This window comes from Pseudomonas sp. TNT3 (genome assembly GCF_010095445.2).
Classification (GTDB): Bacteria; Pseudomonadota; Gammaproteobacteria; order Pseudomonadales; family Pseudomonadaceae; genus Aquipseudomonas.
This window is the reverse complement of record NZ_WFGV02000066.1, coordinates 1-17,361: the sequence shown is the minus strand read 5'-3', so window position 1 is coordinate 17,361 and position 17,361 is coordinate 1. Positions and strand designations below refer to the sequence as shown.

Annotated in this window: 14 protein-coding genes; 3 read left to right on the top strand and 11 right to left on the bottom strand. The window is 59.6% G+C overall.

Annotation, left to right across the window (positions count from 1 at the left end):
* Positions 1 to 11: 11 nt before the first annotated feature.
* Genes GBC55_RS26265 through GBC55_RS26220 form a run of 10 tightly spaced genes read right to left on the bottom strand, consistent with a single transcriptional unit; the run spans position 12 to position 11,032 of the window.
* Positions 12 to 1,148 carry a glycosyltransferase gene (locus GBC55_RS26265; RefSeq protein ID WP_162439013.1) on the bottom strand — a complete coding sequence of 379 codons (1,137 nt, stop codon included), beginning with the start codon at positions 1,146 to 1,148 and terminating at the stop codon, positions 12 to 14.
* On the bottom strand, positions 1,141 to 2,109 hold the full coding sequence (locus GBC55_RS26260) for a glycosyltransferase (RefSeq protein ID WP_162439012.1): 969 nt from the start codon (positions 2,107 to 2,109) through the stop codon (positions 1,141 to 1,143). Before GBC55_RS26260 ends, GBC55_RS26265 begins: the two co-directional genes overlap by 8 nt.
* Positions 2,106 to 3,473, bottom strand: coding sequence for an O-antigen ligase family protein (locus tag GBC55_RS26255; RefSeq protein ID WP_162439011.1), 1,368 nt, complete (start codon positions 3,471 to 3,473; stop codon positions 2,106 to 2,108). The genes GBC55_RS26260 and GBC55_RS26255 overlap by 4 nt, the downstream gene beginning before the upstream one ends.
* Complete coding sequence (locus GBC55_RS26250; protein ID WP_162439010.1) at positions 3,470 to 4,585, bottom strand: glycosyltransferase family 4 protein; 1,116 nt, start codon at positions 4,583 to 4,585, stop codon at positions 3,470 to 3,472. The genes GBC55_RS26255 and GBC55_RS26250 overlap by 4 nt, the downstream gene beginning before the upstream one ends.
* Positions 4,570 to 6,162 (bottom strand): Wzz/FepE/Etk N-terminal domain-containing protein, encoded by a 1,593-nt coding sequence (locus GBC55_RS26245; RefSeq protein ID WP_162439009.1) that lies wholly within the window; start codon positions 6,160 to 6,162, stop codon positions 4,570 to 4,572. Before GBC55_RS26245 ends, GBC55_RS26250 begins: the two co-directional genes overlap by 16 nt.
* Before the next feature lie 17 nt (positions 6,163 to 6,179).
* Entirely contained in the window at positions 6,180 to 7,211 is a 1,032-nt protein-coding gene (locus tag GBC55_RS26240) for a polysaccharide biosynthesis/export family protein (RefSeq protein WP_162439008.1), read from the bottom strand.
* A gap of 22 nt (positions 7,212 to 7,233) precedes the next feature.
* On the bottom strand, positions 7,234 to 7,881 hold the full coding sequence (locus GBC55_RS26235) for a CpsD/CapB family tyrosine-protein kinase (RefSeq protein ID WP_162439007.1): 648 nt from the start codon (positions 7,879 to 7,881) through the stop codon (positions 7,234 to 7,236).
* Positions 7,882 to 8,628: a sugar transferase gene (locus tag GBC55_RS26230; protein WP_162439006.1), complete on the bottom strand. Its 747-nt coding sequence runs from the start codon at positions 8,626 to 8,628 to the stop codon at positions 7,882 to 7,884.
* The gene (locus GBC55_RS26225) at positions 8,625 to 9,683 is read right to left on the bottom strand and encodes an NAD-dependent epimerase (protein ID WP_162439005.1); all 1,059 of its coding nucleotides are present in this window, start codon (positions 9,681 to 9,683) and stop codon (positions 8,625 to 8,627) included. Before GBC55_RS26225 ends, GBC55_RS26230 begins: the two co-directional genes overlap by 4 nt.
* Positions 9,680 to 11,032, bottom strand: a complete 1,353-nt coding sequence (locus GBC55_RS26220; protein WP_162439004.1) for a UDP-glucose/GDP-mannose dehydrogenase family protein — start codon at positions 11,030 to 11,032, stop codon at positions 9,680 to 9,682. Before GBC55_RS26220 ends, GBC55_RS26225 begins: the two co-directional genes overlap by 4 nt.
* A gap of 387 nt (positions 11,033 to 11,419) precedes the next feature.
* On the opposite strand from GBC55_RS26220, the gene GBC55_RS26215 reads away from it, so the two are divergent.
* Complete coding sequence (locus GBC55_RS26215; RefSeq protein WP_162439003.1) at positions 11,420 to 13,117, top strand: sulfatase-like hydrolase/transferase; 1,698 nt, start codon at positions 11,420 to 11,422, stop codon at positions 13,115 to 13,117.
* Positions 13,118 to 13,309: 192 nt separating this feature from the next.
* Here GBC55_RS26215 and GBC55_RS26210 read toward each other — a convergent pair whose 3' ends face one another.
* Positions 13,310 to 15,250 (bottom strand): acyltransferase family protein, encoded by a 1,941-nt coding sequence (locus tag GBC55_RS26210; protein WP_162439002.1) that lies wholly within the window; start codon positions 15,248 to 15,250, stop codon positions 13,310 to 13,312.
* A gap of 329 nt (positions 15,251 to 15,579) precedes the next feature.
* On the opposite strand from GBC55_RS26210, the gene GBC55_RS26205 reads away from it, so the two are divergent.
* Positions 15,580 to 16,248, top strand: a complete 669-nt coding sequence (locus GBC55_RS26205; RefSeq protein ID WP_162439001.1) for an ABC transporter ATP-binding protein — start codon at positions 15,580 to 15,582, stop codon at positions 16,246 to 16,248.
* A 1-nt stretch (position 16,249) separates the two neighbouring features.
* On the top strand, positions 16,250 to 17,361 hold a 1,112-nt coding region (locus tag GBC55_RS26200), incomplete at its 3' end, for an FtsX-like permease family protein (protein WP_247267012.1).

The window sequence follows — 17,361 nt, the reverse complement described above, 5'->3', positions numbered from 1 at the left end:
GTGCTGTTCTCTCAACGATTTTGTTCAGGATTCCACTGGGCGTAACGCTGGCCACGGAGGAACTGCCACAGACCGATACTCATCCCGGCGAGGGTCACCAGAAGGAAGGCGGCGAGGCGAAAGGGTTTGGGTAACCGGTGCTGCGAATCCAGCAGGCCGGCGATGGCGATGGTGTAACCCGCCAATTGCGCGATCAGGCTCAGGCGATAGAAACCGTGCTCGTTCCACAGCCAGAAATTGCTCAGCAGCAGCGGCACCAACAGGATCGGCGCCAGCCGGCGAATCAGCTTGTGGCTGATCAGTGCAATCGCGTACAGGCCATGCTTGAACGGATTGAGCAGTTCGCGGCGCTGGGCCAGGCTTTGCAGGCCACCGACGGTGACACGCTGACGCCGGCGAAATTGTTTGTCGGCCTCGTCCACGCCCTGATCGATGACTTGCGCCTGAGGCACATACACGATGCGTTTGAACGCCACCGGCGCGCAGGTGCTGATAAAGAAGTCATCGTTGACCTCTGCCGGCACGGTCTGGAACAACTCACGGCGTAGTGCCAACAGCGCACCGTCGGCGGAGACCATGCAGCCCGTGCGGTTCTCGACCTTGCGCAGCCAGCCTTCGTAATGCCGATACAGGCTGTCGCCGATGCTCAGGCCTTTGCCGGTCACGGGAATCACCATGTGCCCGGCGCAAGCACCCACGGCTGGATCCGCCAGGGGCGCGAGCAAGTGGCCGAGGGTGTCGGTGGACCATTGGTTGTCGGCATCGGTGAACACCAGGATTTCGCCGGTACTCAACGCGACGCCTGCGTTCAACGTGGCGGCCTTGCCCTGGCGGGGCAGGTCGAGCACGGTGATGCGCGGGTCGATGACCTTGTGCGCGCAGGCCACGGTGTCATCGGTGGAGCCGTCGCTGGCCAGGATGATCTGCAGCGAACGGGCCTGATAGTCCTGGGCCAGCAGCGTGCGCAGTTTGTCTTCGATGTGCCGGGCCTCATTGTGCGCGGCAATCACGATGCTGACGTTCATCGGCTCGGCCGACGTGTGGCGGCGAGCCGCAAATAACGGCGCCAGCAGTGTCAGCAGCAGCGGATAACCGAGGTACGCGTAGACAGGCAACAACAGGCACAACCAGAAAATGAATTCAGCCACGTGCGGGCCTCCTGGCATTCCAATGACACAGGCTGAGGATGAACGCGGCGCCGGCCAGGTGCAGACGCACCCAATGCAAGCCCCAGAGTTGCAGGGTCAGACCCGCGTCCCGGTGTTTCAAACTTTGACGCAGGCTCAAGACGAGCGGCGGCAGACAAGTCACCAGCAACAGCACCCACGCCAGGTGCAAGCGACCGTCGAGCAAGGCGCAGATGGCCATGAAATCCAGCAACCAGGCGACCATCGACAGCAGCGGAAAGCGCAGCAGTCGCAGGCTCAGGCCGTGGCTGCGCAGCAATTGCAAATGACTGCCCTGGCGCCACATTTCCTTGCCCATCCATTCCCGCCAACTGCCTTCGTAACCCCAATGCAGGGCGACGCTTTCGTTGGCCGCGAGCAGGCGCGCGCCGGCCTGGCTCAGGCGCAGGGTGAAATCCTTGTCTTCGCCGGTGCGCAACGTTTCGCTGAAGCCGCCGACCTGTTCGAACCAGGTGCGCCGCATCAGCAGGTTGGCGGTGGGTAGCCACTGCGCCTTGTGCAGGTTATGGGTGGCCGGACGCAGGGTTCGGCGCTGCCAGGCATCGGCGAACCACGGCGCCTCGGCCGGGGTGTGCAAGTCCAGTCCGAGGACGTCCGCCTGGCCGCTGGCTTCAAGTTTGATCAGACGCGTCAGCCAATCCTCGGGCATTTCGATGTCGGCGTCGATGAACGCCAGCCATTCCCCCTTCGCCACGCTGGCCCCACGATTGCGCAGCGCACCGATCAGTAAACCGGGCATGTGCAGCACCTGGGCGCCGAACTGGCGGGCGATCTGCGGGCCCTGATCGTCGGAGCCGTTGTCGACCACGATCAGCTCGCATTCCAGCCCGGCGGCATCGGCGGCGTGCAGCGCGGCGATCAGGGTGCGGGTGATGTGCCGCGCTTCGTTGTACATCGGGATAACGATGCTGATGCTGCTCATGCCCTGGCCTCCGTCAATGGAGCTTCTTCGGCTTTTGTGCGCAGCACGCTGGTCAGTGCCAGCATGATCCAAAGGTACTTATGGTTCGGCGCACTGAGGAACATAAGGAACAACGTCAACGAAAGAAAACTCATGCCCAGGTGGGTCATCATGTCAGCCTGATGCCAGTCACGGCGCAGCATCCACGCTTTGCGGGCGCGGGTCAGGTTGTACAAGCCCAGGCCCAGCATGCCGACAAACGTCAGGCCGGCGGGAATCCCCAATTCGCTGAAGATCTCCAGGTAGGTGTTGTGGGCGCGGCGGTAAAGATCACCTGCCTTGCGGTTGGAGGAAAAAGCCTGGGCGTAGCCAGTGGTGGCATAGTGCAAAGGGAATGTGCCGGGACCGGTACCGAGCAACGGACTCTCGCTAATCATCTGACCGCCGACCACGATGTACGACGCGCGCCGGCCCAGGGATGCATCCTGACTCTTGGCCCCGGCGCTCAAAATACTCAAGGACTGAATGCGCGCCACATAACCGGCTGGCATCGCATACAGCGCCAGCGGAATAACGATCGCCGCGCCGAGCATGGCGAAACCCAGGTGACGCGGACGGATACGTGGAATCTGCGCGCGGTAGTGCCAGGCGCCAATTATCAGGCTGAGGAACAACACCACCAGACCCGAGCGGGACTCGGTCTTGGTCATGCCGCCGAGCAGCAACAGGCAGCACACCCCCCAGACCAGCCGGTGCAGCCAGTTCGGGCTGCGGACCACCAGCAACAGCGCCATGGGAATTGCGAAGGCGATCATCAGCGCAAAGCTGTTCGGGTCTTCCAGCAGGCCGGAGGCCCGTCCCTGATCCTGGTATTTGGCGGAAAACATCGCCATCACGCAGGTCGCGGAGACGCTGAGGGTGACCAGTTTGGCGAATACGGTCAGGTTCAGTTCGCGTCCGATCAGCAGGGTGATGACGAACAGAACCAAGCCGACACTCAACTCCCGCAGGTGTCCCAGGGACATGCTCATCTCATCGGTAGTCAAGAGGCTGAGCAGGTACAGCGTCATGAATGCGATCAGGAAGCGCCAGATATTGCTGCGCAAACGTTCGGACGGCAGCTGATGAATCGCCAGCTGCAGCATCAGAATCAACACCAGTGAAATACCGAGGAACTTGGAGCCCGAAATGGCGCTGTCCTTGAACAGGCCTTCGAAGGGCAACATGGCGGCAATGCCGAGTATGCCCCAGGTCGGCTTGCGATAAAGCACCGCCACACCGACCAGGCCCAGCACCGCTCCCGGCGCCAGATACGGATAAGGGCTGGCCAGCAAACCAAGGCAGACCAGGCCGAGCAAACTGACAATCGAGAGCGGAAAAATCACGCGCGAGCCTCCCGTGCAGTACGGATATAAAGCTGCGACCAGCGTTCAGCCAAGGCCTTGAGGTCGTAGCGATCCAGTTGTGTACGTTTTGCATTGACGACCAGCGTGCTGGTCAGTGCCGGCTCAGTCAGCAAGGTGCCGATCTGGCGGGCGAGGGCCGTGCTGTCGGCGGGCGTCGCCAGCAAGCCGTTGTGCCGATCTTCCAGCACATCGGGAATGCCGCCGACCCCGAACGCCACTACCGGCACACCGGCCTGCATGGCTTCCAGCAAAATCATCGGCGTGCCTTCGGTGCGCGAGCTGATCACCAGCGCATCAAGCTTGCGCCACCACACGCTCATGTCGGTCTGATAACCCGGCAGCGCGATGCGCTCCTGCAACCCTGCTGCATTGATTCTGGCCATCAGGGTTTCGCGTTCCGGGCCGTCGCCGAGCATCACGGCGTCCAGGTGCGGGTGTTGCTGACAGAGCGGAATCAGTGCATCGAGAAACAGGTCCGGACCTTTTTCACTGCTGAGCCGCCCGACGTAACCGGCCAGGAACCGCTGGCAATTGACGCTGTGCGGCAACAGGCCGATGGCCGCGGGCAAACCGTTGGGGATCACCTGCAACTTCTGCGCACCCACACTGGCCTGGCGATGCAGCACGGCGATGCTTTCGGCGACGCAGACAACACGGTCCACCGACGCGGTGCGGCACAATTGCAAGCTCAGCCAGGTGTAGAACTTTTGCTTGCGACTGCGCGGCGTGAACCCGTGCTGGGTAATCACCAGGGGCAGGCGCAACAACGTCGCGCCGACCCAGCCAAACAGCAGACCCTTGAAGTTGTGGGTGTTGATCAGCGGCCGTTCGGCGCGCCGCTGACGTAAATGCCCCAACAGTTGCCCCAACCCCGCGCAGCCCTGGCAGTCGACGCCGGCGTCGCGAAACCTGGCGATCAGTTCTGGCGGCGCATCGAGGAACAGCACTTGATGCTGCCCCGGCGTCGCCAGGCAGTGGTCCAGCAGCATCCGCTCAGCCCCATAGAAACCGCCACTGCTGAGCAAATGAATGATCGGCAGGGCGCTGTCAGATGGAGTCCGGCTGAGCGGCGCGTTCAATTGCGCACCCAATGCACGAAGCCAGGTACGGTCCAGCTCTTGTGCGGGTTGACCGGTTCGACGTTCTGATCGTTGATCACCAACAGCACCGGCAGGCCCAGTTCGTGGGTGATTTGCGCAGGATGCTTGAAGCGGTGATCGAAGAACTCACGGACATAGACCAACGCAATCGCCAGCAACAGGCCAGTGAACAAACCGAACGGAATGATCAGCATCGGTTTCGGAAAGGCGGCTGCGGTAGGCTCGAACGGTGGGCTGAGAACCCGTGCGTTGGACAGGTCGTTGTCCAGCGAACGCGCGGTGCTGCTCTCGGCAAACCGTTGGGCATAAGTGGAAAACGCCGTGTGCAACGCATCGATTTCGGTGTCCACTTGCCGCAGTTTGCTCTGAGTCTCTTGCAACGTATGGATGCGATCCTTGAACTCGGCAATGCGCCCGGTTTTCTGATCGATCACCGAACTGACAATCGCCAGGTCGCTGGTGCGCTCCTGAATCCGGTTGGCGACGACTTTCAGGAATTGCTGACGGGTGCGGGCGATTTGCTCGCGGGTCAGCAGCATCGGTTCACTGCCTGGCTGGAAGATCGCCAGGTCATTCATGTAACGACTGACCTGAGTGGTCAGGGCCTCACCCATTTGTTTGATCTCGCGGTCTTCAAACGCGACGTTGTCCACGGTGGTGGTGAAGGTGTAGGGGAAGGTGTAATCGTTGAGCTTGGAGTTGTTGGCGGCGGCCAGGCTGGTTTTCAGGTAATCGAGCCAGCGTTTGCTTTGCAGCAGGCGGTCCTGATACAGGTTGAGCGCCTGCTCTTCGGTGTTGATGGCGTTCAGGCGGAAGGTGATTTCTTCTTTGGGGTCGGACGAACCCACCGCGCCCAACAGGGCTTGGCGATTACTTTCCAGACCATCGAGGCGCGCCTGGTATTGCAGCTTCTTGGTTTCGTAGAAGCTTTGCGGCAGGTCGATGGACTGCAGTTCCTGACGGCTGGCCAGGTAATTTTGCAGCAGTGCTGCGACAAACCTGGTGCCCTGGGTCGGGTCCGGGAAGCTGTAGATGATCGAGATCACGTTGGAACCCGGCAGGGTTTCGATCTTGAGTTTATCCATGGCCTCCTGGGTCAGCGCGTCCAGCGTCGTATCGCGTACCGGATCGGTTTCCATGCCCAGCGCGGATTTCACTGGATTGATCACATGCTCGCGCAGCGGCGTGGTGATGTAGCGTTTGATCGGTTCACTGACCAGTTTGTTGAGCATGCCTGGAGGGGAGGTGTATTCACCCTTTTCACGCAACTCGCTGATGGTCTGGCGAATCAATCCCGGCGAACGCAGGATATTGCTTTCGGTTTCCATGTCCGAAAGCGTCGGAGGCACGAAGGAAGCGTTTTCCTGGTTGAGGGAAGTCGTGGCATCCCCCTGTGAGAGTTTTTTGGACTGCACGATCACCTGGGCGGTGATATCGAAGCTCTGTTTGAGCATCAGCGGCAAGACCAGCGCGATCACTGCAAAGACCAGGAACACTCGCTTCACCAACTGCTTGTTGGCGAAGAAGATCCTGAAGAACTCGTGCAGGTAGTTTTCCTTTGGGTTCATGTCGGTTCACCTGAGAGTTAGTTGCTGTCACTGTCTTTGTTGTCGACGCGGTAGCTGAAGCTCATGCCCACGCCCTGGAACAACACCACGTCTGCCAGTTGCCGTGCGAGCTCACCGGCGCTGGCCAGTTTGGTCTTGGGCACATACAGCATGTCGTCGGGTTGCAAGTAGGCGATCTGCGTTGCGTCACCGGACAACGCTTTTTCCACGTCGTAACTGTGCGCGGTCACCTGGTTGCCGTTGCGCCGCATGATCATCACCGAGTCCAGGCGCGCCTTGATCAGCGAACCTCGGGCCATGGTCAGGGCTTCGAGCACCGACACCGGGCGGCGAATCGGGTAGGCCCCCGGCTGGCCGACTTCACCCAGTACGTAGATTTCGTTACCCGCAGTGGACTTGAGCAACACGTCCACGCTCATGCGACCCGGCAGGGTGGCGTAGCGTTTATTGAGGTAAGTCTCCAGCTGAGTGACGGTCATGCCTTGCAGCGCCACGGAGCCTATTTCCGGGAAACTGGCGTAGCCGTCGGTGCCCACGGTGATATCCCGACTCATGCCGGTGCCCGGGTGGTTCAGTGAGCTTCTGAGGTTTTCTTCATTCGTCAGCGGGCTGAGAATGATCACTGACAGCTGGTTACGGTTGGGCTGGAACATCTGTTTGCGTTGATAGGCCTGCTGTATTTCATTGCGCGCTTGTTCGCGAGTCATGCCTTCGATTCTCACCGAGGTGTTCGCCCCTGGCAGTTCGATAGTGCCGTCGGGCAGCACCAACTGTTCGCCATTGAGCTGGCTGGCGGCTGTGAAGTTGAGGGCCACCCTGTCACCGGACTGCACGCGGTATGCTTCGGAACCGCTGGTGCTGATGCGAAAGATCACCTCCAGCACGTCTTTTGGTCGCAGGGTCTGCTCGGTCTTGGACATGTTCATGTCGGTGGCTTGAGCGTCGGACGGTGCGGCCGTGAGGATCTGCACCGGCATACTCTGGGTTTCGTTATGGCTGGAGCAGCCTGCAAGCGGCAGCAACAGCAGGACAAGCATCTTGGCGTTCATGTCGTCATCCTTTGGCGATTGCTTACAGGTTTTTGTAGAGCCATTTGGGCATGTAGTACTTGCGTCGGTTAAACACGCTGCCGACCAGTTTCGCGCCGGCTTGCGTCAGGCGCTGAACCGCGGCCTGGGCCACTTCCCAGCGCGTGTCTTCAGCGCGAACGACCATGATCACGCCGTCTACCTGGGTGCTGATGACCAGGGTGTCGGCGGCCGAATACACCGCGTCGCCGTCGATCACCACGAACCGGTACTGACTGCCCAACTCATCGAGCAACGGGCTCAGTGTTTCAGGCGTCAGGTGTTCGGCGCCCCGTGCAAACCTGCCGTTGGGCAAGACGTGAAAGGGCAGGCTGGAAACGTTCACCACACAGTCCTGCAACAACGGCGGGCTCTGGGTGTTGAACAACAGGTCGCGCAAACCACGCTCCTTGGACAGCCCCAGTTGTTGGGTCAGGTTGCTGGAGGACTGGCTGGCATCCACCAGCAGCACCTGCCCGCTGCTCATTTGCGCCAGTTGCGTGGCCAGCACCAGGGCGCTGGTGGTCGTGCCTGCGCCGGGGTTGGCGGCAGTCAGAAGCAGGATCCGCAGATCTTGATCGAGCACAGTCGAGGTCAGGTTGGACTCGCTCGGGTTTGCGATAGTCAGGCTTTTTGCAGTTGAACCGTCCATTTAACTCGCTCCGTGGCCGCTGAATACTTTGAAGGGGGTTTTCAACAGGATCTTCAGATCAAGCAGCAGGCTCTGCTCGGCGATATAGCTGAGGTCCAACTCAACGCGCTGGTCGAAGTCGATATTGCTGCGCCCGGAGATCTGCCAAAGGCCGGTCATGCCGGGGTAGATGCTCAGGCGTGCAAGGTGATTGTCTTTGTAGCGATAGGCGTTGAACGAAGTTGGCCGAGGGCCCACCAGGCGCATGTCGCCAGCCACTACATTGAACAGATTGGGCAATTCGTCGAGGCTGCTGCGCCGCAGAAAGCCACCAATACCGGTGATGCGCGGATCCTTGTCGATCTTGAAATCGATGGCGTCGGCCCCGTGCTTGTTCAGGTGACGCAAGGACTCTTTTAGCTCTTCGGCGTTAGCCACCATGGTGCGGAACTTGTACATGCCGAACGAACGGCCGCGGTAGCCGGTGCGTTTTTGCACGAACATCACCGGCCCTTTGCTGCTGAATTTGATCGCCAGTGCAAGGCCCAACATCAACGGCGAGATCAGCAGCAGAATCGCCAGCGCGCCGATGCAGGCAACCACCCGATTGGTGCGCGACAATGTCCAGGGCCGACCGCCGTCACGGCCGGACATCCAGCCGCGACCTTGCATGTGAATGGCCGCGTCCATCCGGATTCGGTGCTCGGGATCGAGGCGCTGGTCACGCCTGAGATTTTTGAGCGGTACACCTTTTTCATGTCCAGTCATGGATTCCTCCGCTGAAGTTCAGCCGCGAACGGCGCGTGGGCGATAGGCAGTGGGTAGTAATCGCGAAACCAGGCAATGAAGCGCCCAAGTCCCTCGTCCAGCTCGATCCGGGGCTGAAAACCTGTAGCCGTGGCCAGGTCACTGGCGTCGGCGCACGTGTTGAGCACGTCACCGGGTTGCAAGGGCAGTAACTCCACCACGGCTTTTTGGCCGAGGTGTTTTTCCAGGAGCGCCAGGTAATCCTTGAGCTCCACGGGGTGCTGCCCACCGATGTTGAAGATCCGCCACGGCGCCATGCTGCTGGCCGGGTCCGGTGTTTCACGATCCCATTGAGCATCGGCTTGCGGCGCACGATCGATCAGTCGGGCGATGCTCTCGATGATGTCGTCGATGTAGGTGAAGTCCCGCTGGTGTTCGCCGTAATTGAACAGCTTCAGCGGTGAGCCTTCGGCAATCGCCCGGGCGAACTGGATCGGCGACATGTCCGGCCGGCCCCAGGGACCGTACACGGTGAAAAAACGCAGACCGGTGCAGGGAATGCCGAACAGGTGGCTGTAACTGTGGGCCATCAGTTCGTTGGCTTTCTTGGTGGCGGCATACAGCGACAACGGGTGATTGACGCCATCCTTGACCGAGTAAGGCGTGTGCTGATTGGCGCCATACACCGAACTCGACGAGGCGTAGATCAGGTGTTTGACCGGGTGCTGCCGGCAGCTTTCGAGGATGTTGAGAAAGCCGCTCAGATTGCTGTCGAGGTAAGCCCGGGGATTCTCCAGGGAATAACGCACCCCGGCCTGAGCGGCGAGGTGGATGACCACTTCCGGTTGTTCACGGACAAACAGAGACTCGATGGCCGAGGCGTCGGCCAGGTCAATCTTTGCGAGCTGGAAACGGCCAGCCTGCTCCTGCACCCAAGCGACGCGATCGTGCTTGAGTTGCGGGTCGTAGTAGTCATTGAAATTGTCCAGGCCGCACACCTGATGCCCGTCGCGAAGCAGCCGCAACACACAGTGGGCACCGATGAAGCCTGCGGCTCCGGTCACCAGTATCTTCATGGGCGCGGCCCCTGGGGCACGACGTGCCGCAGTCCGATGCCGCTGTAATGCAGACCGGCTGCCGCAACGTGTTCAGGGTTGTAGAGGTTGCGCCCGTCAACGATCACCCGCGAGCGCAGTTTGCTGGCCAGCAGTTCGAAGTCCACCACGCGGAAGTTTTTCCATTCGGTGCAGATCACCAGCGCGTCGGCGTCTTCCAGGGTGTCATCACGGGTCGCGCACAGGTGCAGGTCCTTGCGATAGCCGTAGATGCGTCGGCACTCGGACATGGCTTCCGGATCGTAGGCCTGTACGCTTGCGCCTTCGGCCCACAGTGCATCCATCAGATAACGGCTGGGTGCTTCGCGCATGTCATCGGTATTGGGTTTGAACGCCAGGCCCCAGAGCGCGATGGACTTACCGGCCAGTCCGCCAGGGAACTGCGCTTTGAGTTTGCTGAACAGGATATGGCGCTGGCTGTCGTTGACGTCGGTGACGCTGCGCAACAAACGCAGAGGCATGCCGTTGTGTTCGGCGGTATGGAGCAGGGCGCGCAGGTCCTTGGGGAAGCACGAACCGCCGAAGCCGCATCCAGGGTAGATAAAGTGATAGCCAATGCGCGGGTCCGAGCCGATGCCCTTGCGCACGGCTTCGATGTCCGCCCCCAGCAACTCGGTGAGGTTGGCCAGCTCGTTCATGAAACTGATACGGGTGGCGAGCATGGCGTTGGCTGCGTACTTGGTCAGCTCGGCACTGCGGTTGTCCATGAACATGATTTTTTCATGGTTGCGGCAGAAGGGCGCGTAGAGCTCGCTGAGCTGCTCGCGTGCCTGATCGTCGTCGGTGCCGACAATGATCCGGTCCGGACGCATGCAGTCGGCCAGTGCACTGCCTTCCTTGAGGAACTCGGGATTGGACACCACCCGCACGTTCAAGGACGCCTTGCCCCGGCGCTGCAGTTCTTCGTTGGCGGCGGCCGTCACCTGGTCCGCGGTGCCGACCGGCACGGTGGACTTGATGATGAAGGTGCGATCGGCCTCCATGAAGCTGGCGATCTGCCGGGCGACATTCAGGACATGGCTGAGGTCGGCGGAGCCGTCTTCATCGGCAGGCGTACCGACCGCGATGAAAATCAGTTCGGCATGTTCGACCGCATCGCTGGCCTGGGTCGTGAATAACAAACGACCGGCTTTAATGTTTTCTTCCAGCGTGCTGGAGAGTCCCGGTTCACTAATGGGCGGTACTGCTTGCTGCAGTTGCCTGATTTTATTCGGGTCAATATCGACACATAAGACACGATGTCCGACATCGGCCAGTGCCGCTGCTTGTATCAGGCCAACATAGCCCGTACCAAATACGCTCACGTCCATATTGGCGTGCCTCGTAAGACGGTTGAGAGATCAAAATGAGACTGTCAAAAGGGGTATAGCCCAGCCGTGGAAAACCGTGTCAGCAAAATGACGTGTTGCAGTCGTAAGACATCCCCGATTTTGGGGGCTATTTGCCATCAAGTGCTTGCCACCGCTGGATTTGCCGCGGTTTTGAAGGGTTTGAGCGAGTTTCAAGAAAGCGATAAACGGTCATGAGGCGTTTTCGCCGAGTGTCGGAAGGGCCTGAGTGTGTCAGATTTGAGTCAACAATTTTTTGACGCTTTACTCAAATGTCCGACATTTCTTGCGATTTGATGGCCCGGTGCTAGTGTCAAAAAATGGCCGACAATCTATTGGCCAAAAGTCCAGCCGGCGAATGGAAATACAATGATTCGATACCTCAAAGAATTGCTGTTACTGCTGTATCTTTTAAAGAATTACGACTATTACCTCGAACGACTCAGCGCCATGGGGATCGGTATTCCTGTGTTGCTGTTTGGCGGAATGTTTGTCGCGTTAACGATTGCGTTATTTATGACAGCGTACATTCGCCAGACGTTGATCCGGCACGTGTTTGCCTTGGCGATGTTCAGCTCTGCAGTTTTTTTCGACGTCTATACGCGGGTCACGGCTGACTACCTGACGTACAGCGGCTTCGTGTCCATGGTGTATTCCGGCGGCTTCATTCAGGAAGCGGTGTATCAGTACCGCGACGCGATCATCAGCGCAGTGCTGGGTGGTCTGCTGCTGTTGTTCGGGATCGGGCTTAAACCGCGTCGGCGGATGCCGTTGCCGGGCGCCTTGTTGGTGGCTGCACCGGTCATCGGGGTGTTTGTACTTAGCTCGGTGCTGTTTATAAGGGCCGGCGAGGGCGCCCGGGGCCTGCCGATCATGTACACGCCGTTGGCTTACCTGAACCTGTTTGCCTATGAGTCGCTGCATAACACGGTCGGCCCGCGTGAGCCGGTGAATCTGGCGCGTGTGGATCAACCGGTGGGCCACGATATTGTGCTGATCATTGATGAAAGCATTTCCGGCAACTACCTGGACATCAATGCGCCGTTCGGTGTGAACAGCAATCTCAAGGAGCCGCGCCCTGGCGTCGATATTTTCAATTACGGCTATGCCGCTTCCATAGCCAATTGCAGTGCCGACACCAACATCACCCTGCGTTACGGCGGTACCAGGGCTGATTACGTTCGCATCAACAGCACCTTGCCTTCTATTTGGCAGTACGCGAAAAAGGCCGGACTGCGTACTGTTTATATCGACGCCCAGCGCACGGGCGGCAACCTGCAGAACCTGATGAACGACACCGAAATGAAAGACATTGATAAGTTCGTGCAATTCGACCAGACCAGTGTGCGTGACCGCGACATGGCTGCAGCCGCGAAATTGATCGAACTGCTCAACGACAACACGTCCGAATTGGTGGTGATCAACAAAGTGGGGGCGCATTTTCCGGTCCACGACAAGTACCCCGATGCCTTCATGGCCTACCGTCCAACCTTGCCTCGCGGGAAGTTTGTCGAAGTCGCGGACACTGGCACGCGGGATGGCTTCAATGGTCAGCCGGACGACTGGTTGTTGTATCGCAATGCTTACAAGAACACCGTGCTGTGGAACGTCGGGGAGTTTTTCTCAAGAATTTTTGCTCAAGCCAATCTGAATAACGCCGTGCTGATCTATACCTCGGACCATGGGCAGGATCTGCACGAGCGAGGTAATCCCGGATTGAATACGCACTGTGGTGGCGATCCGGTGGAGGAAGAAGGGTTGGTGCCGTTGGTAGTGATCCAGGGCAGCGGGTTGAAAACGCTTGATTGGCAGGCGCAACTGGCCGGCAACAAGGATCGTTCCAGCCACTACAACATCTTCCCGACGCTGCTGCAGCTGATGGGTTACGACCTTGCGGGGATCGAGGCGGTGTATGGCAAATCGTTAAGCGTGCCGACGGCAGACGATTTCACTTTCAACTACCGCTTCAACGCACGGTTGGGGGCAAAGCCTCAATGGAAGCATATCGATCTGAACAGCATCGTGACGCCGTCGCAGTCAACGACGAATGTGGCGGTGGGTGAATGAGGTAAACAGCAAAGAATCGCAGCCGGTATGAAATGACCACCTGCTCCAGCACGCCAGGCTGGAACAAGTGCCCGGCCCGGCAGCGGTCATAGTTACTTGCCCAGTTACTTCGTCGCGGGCGTTGTTCACTTACCGTCTCGGTAGAGCGTTACCGCCGAAGCAATGGCAAGATCAAAAGATCGCAGCCCCGTTTCAATTCGCGACCGTCGCACCCAGTCCCGCCTCGGCCGTACGCGGGGATGCCATCGGATCATGCAACAGCGAATACCCGCGCTCCAGCAACGTGTGGCCAATGAACTGCGAACCCACTTCATTCAAGTGCGAATCGTCCAGGTACAACAACTGCCCCTGGATGATCGGACTGCAAACACCCGCTGGGCAAATCACCTGATTAGGATCGATAAAACGTACCTGCGGAAATTTTGCCCGCACTTGCGCCCAGTAAGAGGGCAGTGCGCTTTGGCTGACCGAGCAATCACGGTCGGTGCCGAACATCAGACGACGGATCGGGCAGCTTGCGGCTTTTTCAATGTGCTGATTGCTCAGAATGACGATCACCTCACCGCTGTTATCCACCGCCCGCTTGATACTCGCCTCGACGATGTCCTTGGCAATGGCGTCCCTGGGCCAGATGGCCGCCATGATCACGTAGGGGTACTTGTTCTGCTCGATCATGCTGAAAACCCGTTCGTTGCGTTTTGCACAATGGGCTGCGTACACCGGTGGCATGTCGGCGGTGTAGCCGATGATCGGCGGGCAGGAGTCCATGGTGTAATCCATGATCGAGAGGTTGTCGGGTTTAGCCAGGATATCGACCATGCCGGTAAAGTGGTTGGCAAACGAATCACCAATCATGATGCCGTCCAGCCCTTCTTTTTTTGCACCCAAACGACAGTGCTCATTGGGCTCGGTGCTGTACAACGCATTGGGCACGTGGCAACCGCTACGGATTTCACTGGGTTTTTTCAGGGTCATCGCTTCCAGTTCCGCAACCCCAGGGCTGAAGCGCTGCGGGAAGCCGTTGAACACAACGCTCAGCCCTGCCAATGCGGCCAATCCCAGCGCCGGAAGGGCAAATCGACGAACGAAGACCTGCGAGAAGTGCCACGTTGCTCCGCCGCGCCGAAACGGCACTTCGACGTAGCGCCAGGACAACCACGAGAGCAGGATCGATACCGCAATCAGCATGCCCCCGACCGGCAGATTGATCGGAATTTCCAGATAATTCAGGTACGCGATCAGCGGCCAGTGCCACAAATACAGTGAATAGGAAATCAAGCCGATGAACACCATTGGCCGGCTCGTGAGCAAGCGCGAGCGCATGTCACCGCTGCCGGCCAGAATCAACAGCGCGGCGCCCAGGCACGGGATCAGGGCATTGAGGCCGGGGAATGTGGAGCCGGCGTTCAAGGCAAACAACGAAAAACCGATCAGCAGGTAGCCCGTCAGCGCAAAACCATGTGCCGCCAGCTTACTGATGATCCGCGGCTGATGCAGGTAGATCCCCAGCAGTCCGCCCAGCATCAGTTCGAAGAACCGCGTCGGCAGCAGGTAATAGGCGGCCGTCGCGAAAATCCCGGTCGCGTATTCGGACGCGGCCACCGCGAGCACCACGCCAACGGCCAGAACCGGCAGCACATAACGCGGCGCCAGGCGGTAAAGCAAGACGATGAACAGCGGCCAGATCACGTAGAACTGCTCTTCAATCCCCAGCGACCAGGTATGCAGCAGGGGCGCCTCGCTGGCGTCGGCGGCGAAGTAGTTGCCGTACTTGACCCAGATATAGACATTGGACACACCCAACAAAGAAAGCAGGGCGCTGACGTTGAGCCGGATCAGGTCGACCGGAGAAAGAATGAAAGCCCCGACAATCACGGTCGCCAGCAGTACCGTAGCCAATGCGGGAACGATGCGATTGATGCGTCGCTGATAAAAGGACTTCAGCGAGAACGCATTGCGCTTGACCTCGGAAAAGACCTGGGAGGTGATGAGGAAACCTGAGATGACAAAGAAGATATCGACGCCCACGTATCCGCCTGGGAGCAGGCTGGTATTGAGGTGATGCAACAGCACTGCGATGACCGCCACAGCCCGCAAGCCATCAATGTCGGAACGGTATTTGCCTTGAGTCATGCGCCTGAACATCCCTTAGCTGAAGCTATCCATAGACGTCCGACCCGTGACACTCGCTGTCAAGATTTTGGACACGTACCCCACTTGTCATTTGTAGCTGGAAAATGGCTGTTCGCAATGTAAAAAAGCAAAAGATCACAGGGCGCCGCAGCGCCTGTAGAAATACCTGATCCTGCTGTAGGTGCTGCGGCACGAAAACATCATCTGAGCGGTTTTTTGGCGTCATTAAATAGAACTGCGCTCCGCAGATACCCCGGCAGCAATCGTCATCGGACAAACACCCTGCATGGCCGCTATCCTTGGCCCACGCTCATCGAACGGGTTCACCCATGCTCGAAGTCCACGGTGTCTTCAAAAGCTATGCCACACCGCAAGGCCCGTTGCCGGTCCTGCAAGGCGTCGACCTGCAGTTGAAACCGGGCAGCAGCCTGGCGCTGATGGGTGAGTCGGGCAGCGGCAAGAGCACGTTGCTGCACCTGATTGCGGGGCTGGACAAGGTCGATCGCGGCAGTATTCGCAGCGGCGAGCATCAGCTGGACCAGATGAACGAAGGGCAATTGGCGAACTGGCGCCGTACCGAAATCGGCCTGGTGTTCCAGCAGTTCAACCTGATCGGCAGCCTGCGCGTGGAGGACAATCTGGCGTTTCAGGCGCGCCTGGCCGGGCGTCATGATCCGCGCTGGCAAGCACATCTGGTGCAGCGCCTGGGTTTGCAGGCGTTGCTGCGCCGGTACCCGGAACAGTTGTCCGGCGGGCAACAGCAGAGGGTCGCGCTGGGTCGCGCGCTGGCGTCACAGCCCAGGCTGCTGCTGGCCGATGAACCTACCGGCAGCCTGGACGAAGCCACCAGCGATGAAGTGTTGAAGCTGCTGCTGGAGCTCATCGACGACAGCCCCACGACGTTGTTGATGGTCACGCACAGCCCTCGGGTGGCGGCGCGGCTGGCCGAGAAAGTGGTGCTGCACCGTGGCCGCCTGGTCGGCGCGGACGAGCGCTGAGGTGCGGGTTTTCCGCGAGACGTTACGGGCTCTGCTGAGTCATTGGCGGCAGCACCCGGTGCAGTTTTTCAGCGTGCTGACCGGGCTCTGGCTCGCGACCAGCTTGCTCACGGGCGTGCAGGCCCTGAACAGTCAGGCGCGGGAAAGCTATGCCCGGGCCAGCCAGTTAATCGGTGGTGAGCCCCAAGCCAGTCTCAGTGCACCCAACGGTGCCACTTTTTCCCAACAGGTGTTTGTCGACTTGCGGCGCGCCGGATGGCCGGTGTCTCCGGTGCTGCAAGGCAGGGTGGTACTCAAGGGGCATGAAGATCAGCGCTTGCAGCTGATGGGCATCGAGCCGATTTCGTTGCCCGCGGGGTCGGCCGTGGCCGGGCAGGCATTGGCGATTGAGCAGATCGTCGGTTTTTTTACTCCGCCGGGCAGTACCTGGATCTCGCCCCAGACGTTGCAGGCGCTGGGTTTTCGAGAGGGTGATCGGCCGGTCAGTACCACCGGTCAGTCCTTGCCGCCGATGCTCGCGCAGACGGACATGGCCCCCGGTGTGTTGCTGGTGGACATCGGGTTCGCCCAGCAGATTCTCGAACAACCGGATCAACTGTCGCGGCTGCTGTTGCCAAAGGATTTCAGCGCGCCGTTACCCGATCAATTCAAAGGTCAGCTGCAGCTCAAGACCAGTGGCGAAGAGAACAACCTCGCGCGGCTGACCGAGAGTTTTCACCTGAACCTCGATGCCTTGGGTTTTCTGTCATTCTTGGTCGGCCTGTTCATTGTCCACGCCGCGATTGGCCTGGCACTGGAGCAGCGTCGGGGGTTGCTCAGGACTCTGCGCGCTTGTGGGGTCAGTGCAAGGATGTTGATCGCCTGCCTGATCGTTGAACTGGGTGCTCTGGCGTTGATCGGCGGAGTGGCCGGGGTCGTCAGTGGGTACTTGCTGGCGAGTGTGCTATTGCCGGATGTCGTTGCCAGTCTGCGCGGGTTATATGGCGCGGAGGTCGCGGGGCAGTTGAGCCTGAGTGCCGGGTGGTGGATCAGCGGGGTGGGCCTGAGTCTGCTGGGGGCCCTGTTGGCCGGCGCCAACAGCCTGCTGCGGGCGGCGCGTTTACCGTTGTTGGC

Coding starts and splice junctions, on each gene's coding strand:
- GBC55_RS26260 (WP_162439012.1), bottom strand. CDS start 2,109: ATGAGCAGCATCAGCATCGTTATCCCGATGTACAACGAAGCGCGGCAC.
- GBC55_RS26245 (WP_162439009.1), bottom strand. CDS start 6,162: ATGAACCCAAAGGAAAACTACCTGCACGAGTTCTTCAGGATCTTCTTC.
- GBC55_RS26240 (WP_162439008.1), bottom strand. CDS start 7,211: ATGAACGCCAAGATGCTTGTCCTGCTGTTGCTGCCGCTTGCAGGCTGC.
- GBC55_RS26235 (WP_162439007.1), bottom strand. CDS start 7,881: ATGGACGGTTCAACTGCAAAAAGCCTGACTATCGCAAACCCGAGCGAG.
- GBC55_RS26230 (WP_162439006.1), bottom strand. CDS start 8,628: ATGACTGGACATGAAAAAGGTGTACCGCTCAAAAATCTCAGGCGTGAC.
- GBC55_RS26225 (WP_162439005.1), bottom strand. CDS start 9,683: ATGAAGATACTGGTGACCGGAGCCGCAGGCTTCATCGGTGCCCACTGT.
- GBC55_RS26220 (WP_162439004.1), bottom strand. CDS start 11,032: ATGGACGTGAGCGTATTTGGTACGGGCTATGTTGGCCTGATACAAGCA.
- GBC55_RS26215 (WP_162439003.1), top strand. CDS start 11,420: ATGATTCGATACCTCAAAGAATTGCTGTTACTGCTGTATCTTTTAAAG.
- GBC55_RS26210 (WP_162439002.1), bottom strand. CDS start 15,250: ATGACTCAAGGCAAATACCGTTCCGACATTGATGGCTTGCGGGCTGTG.
- GBC55_RS26205 (WP_162439001.1), top strand. CDS start 15,580: ATGCTCGAAGTCCACGGTGTCTTCAAAAGCTATGCCACACCGCAAGGC.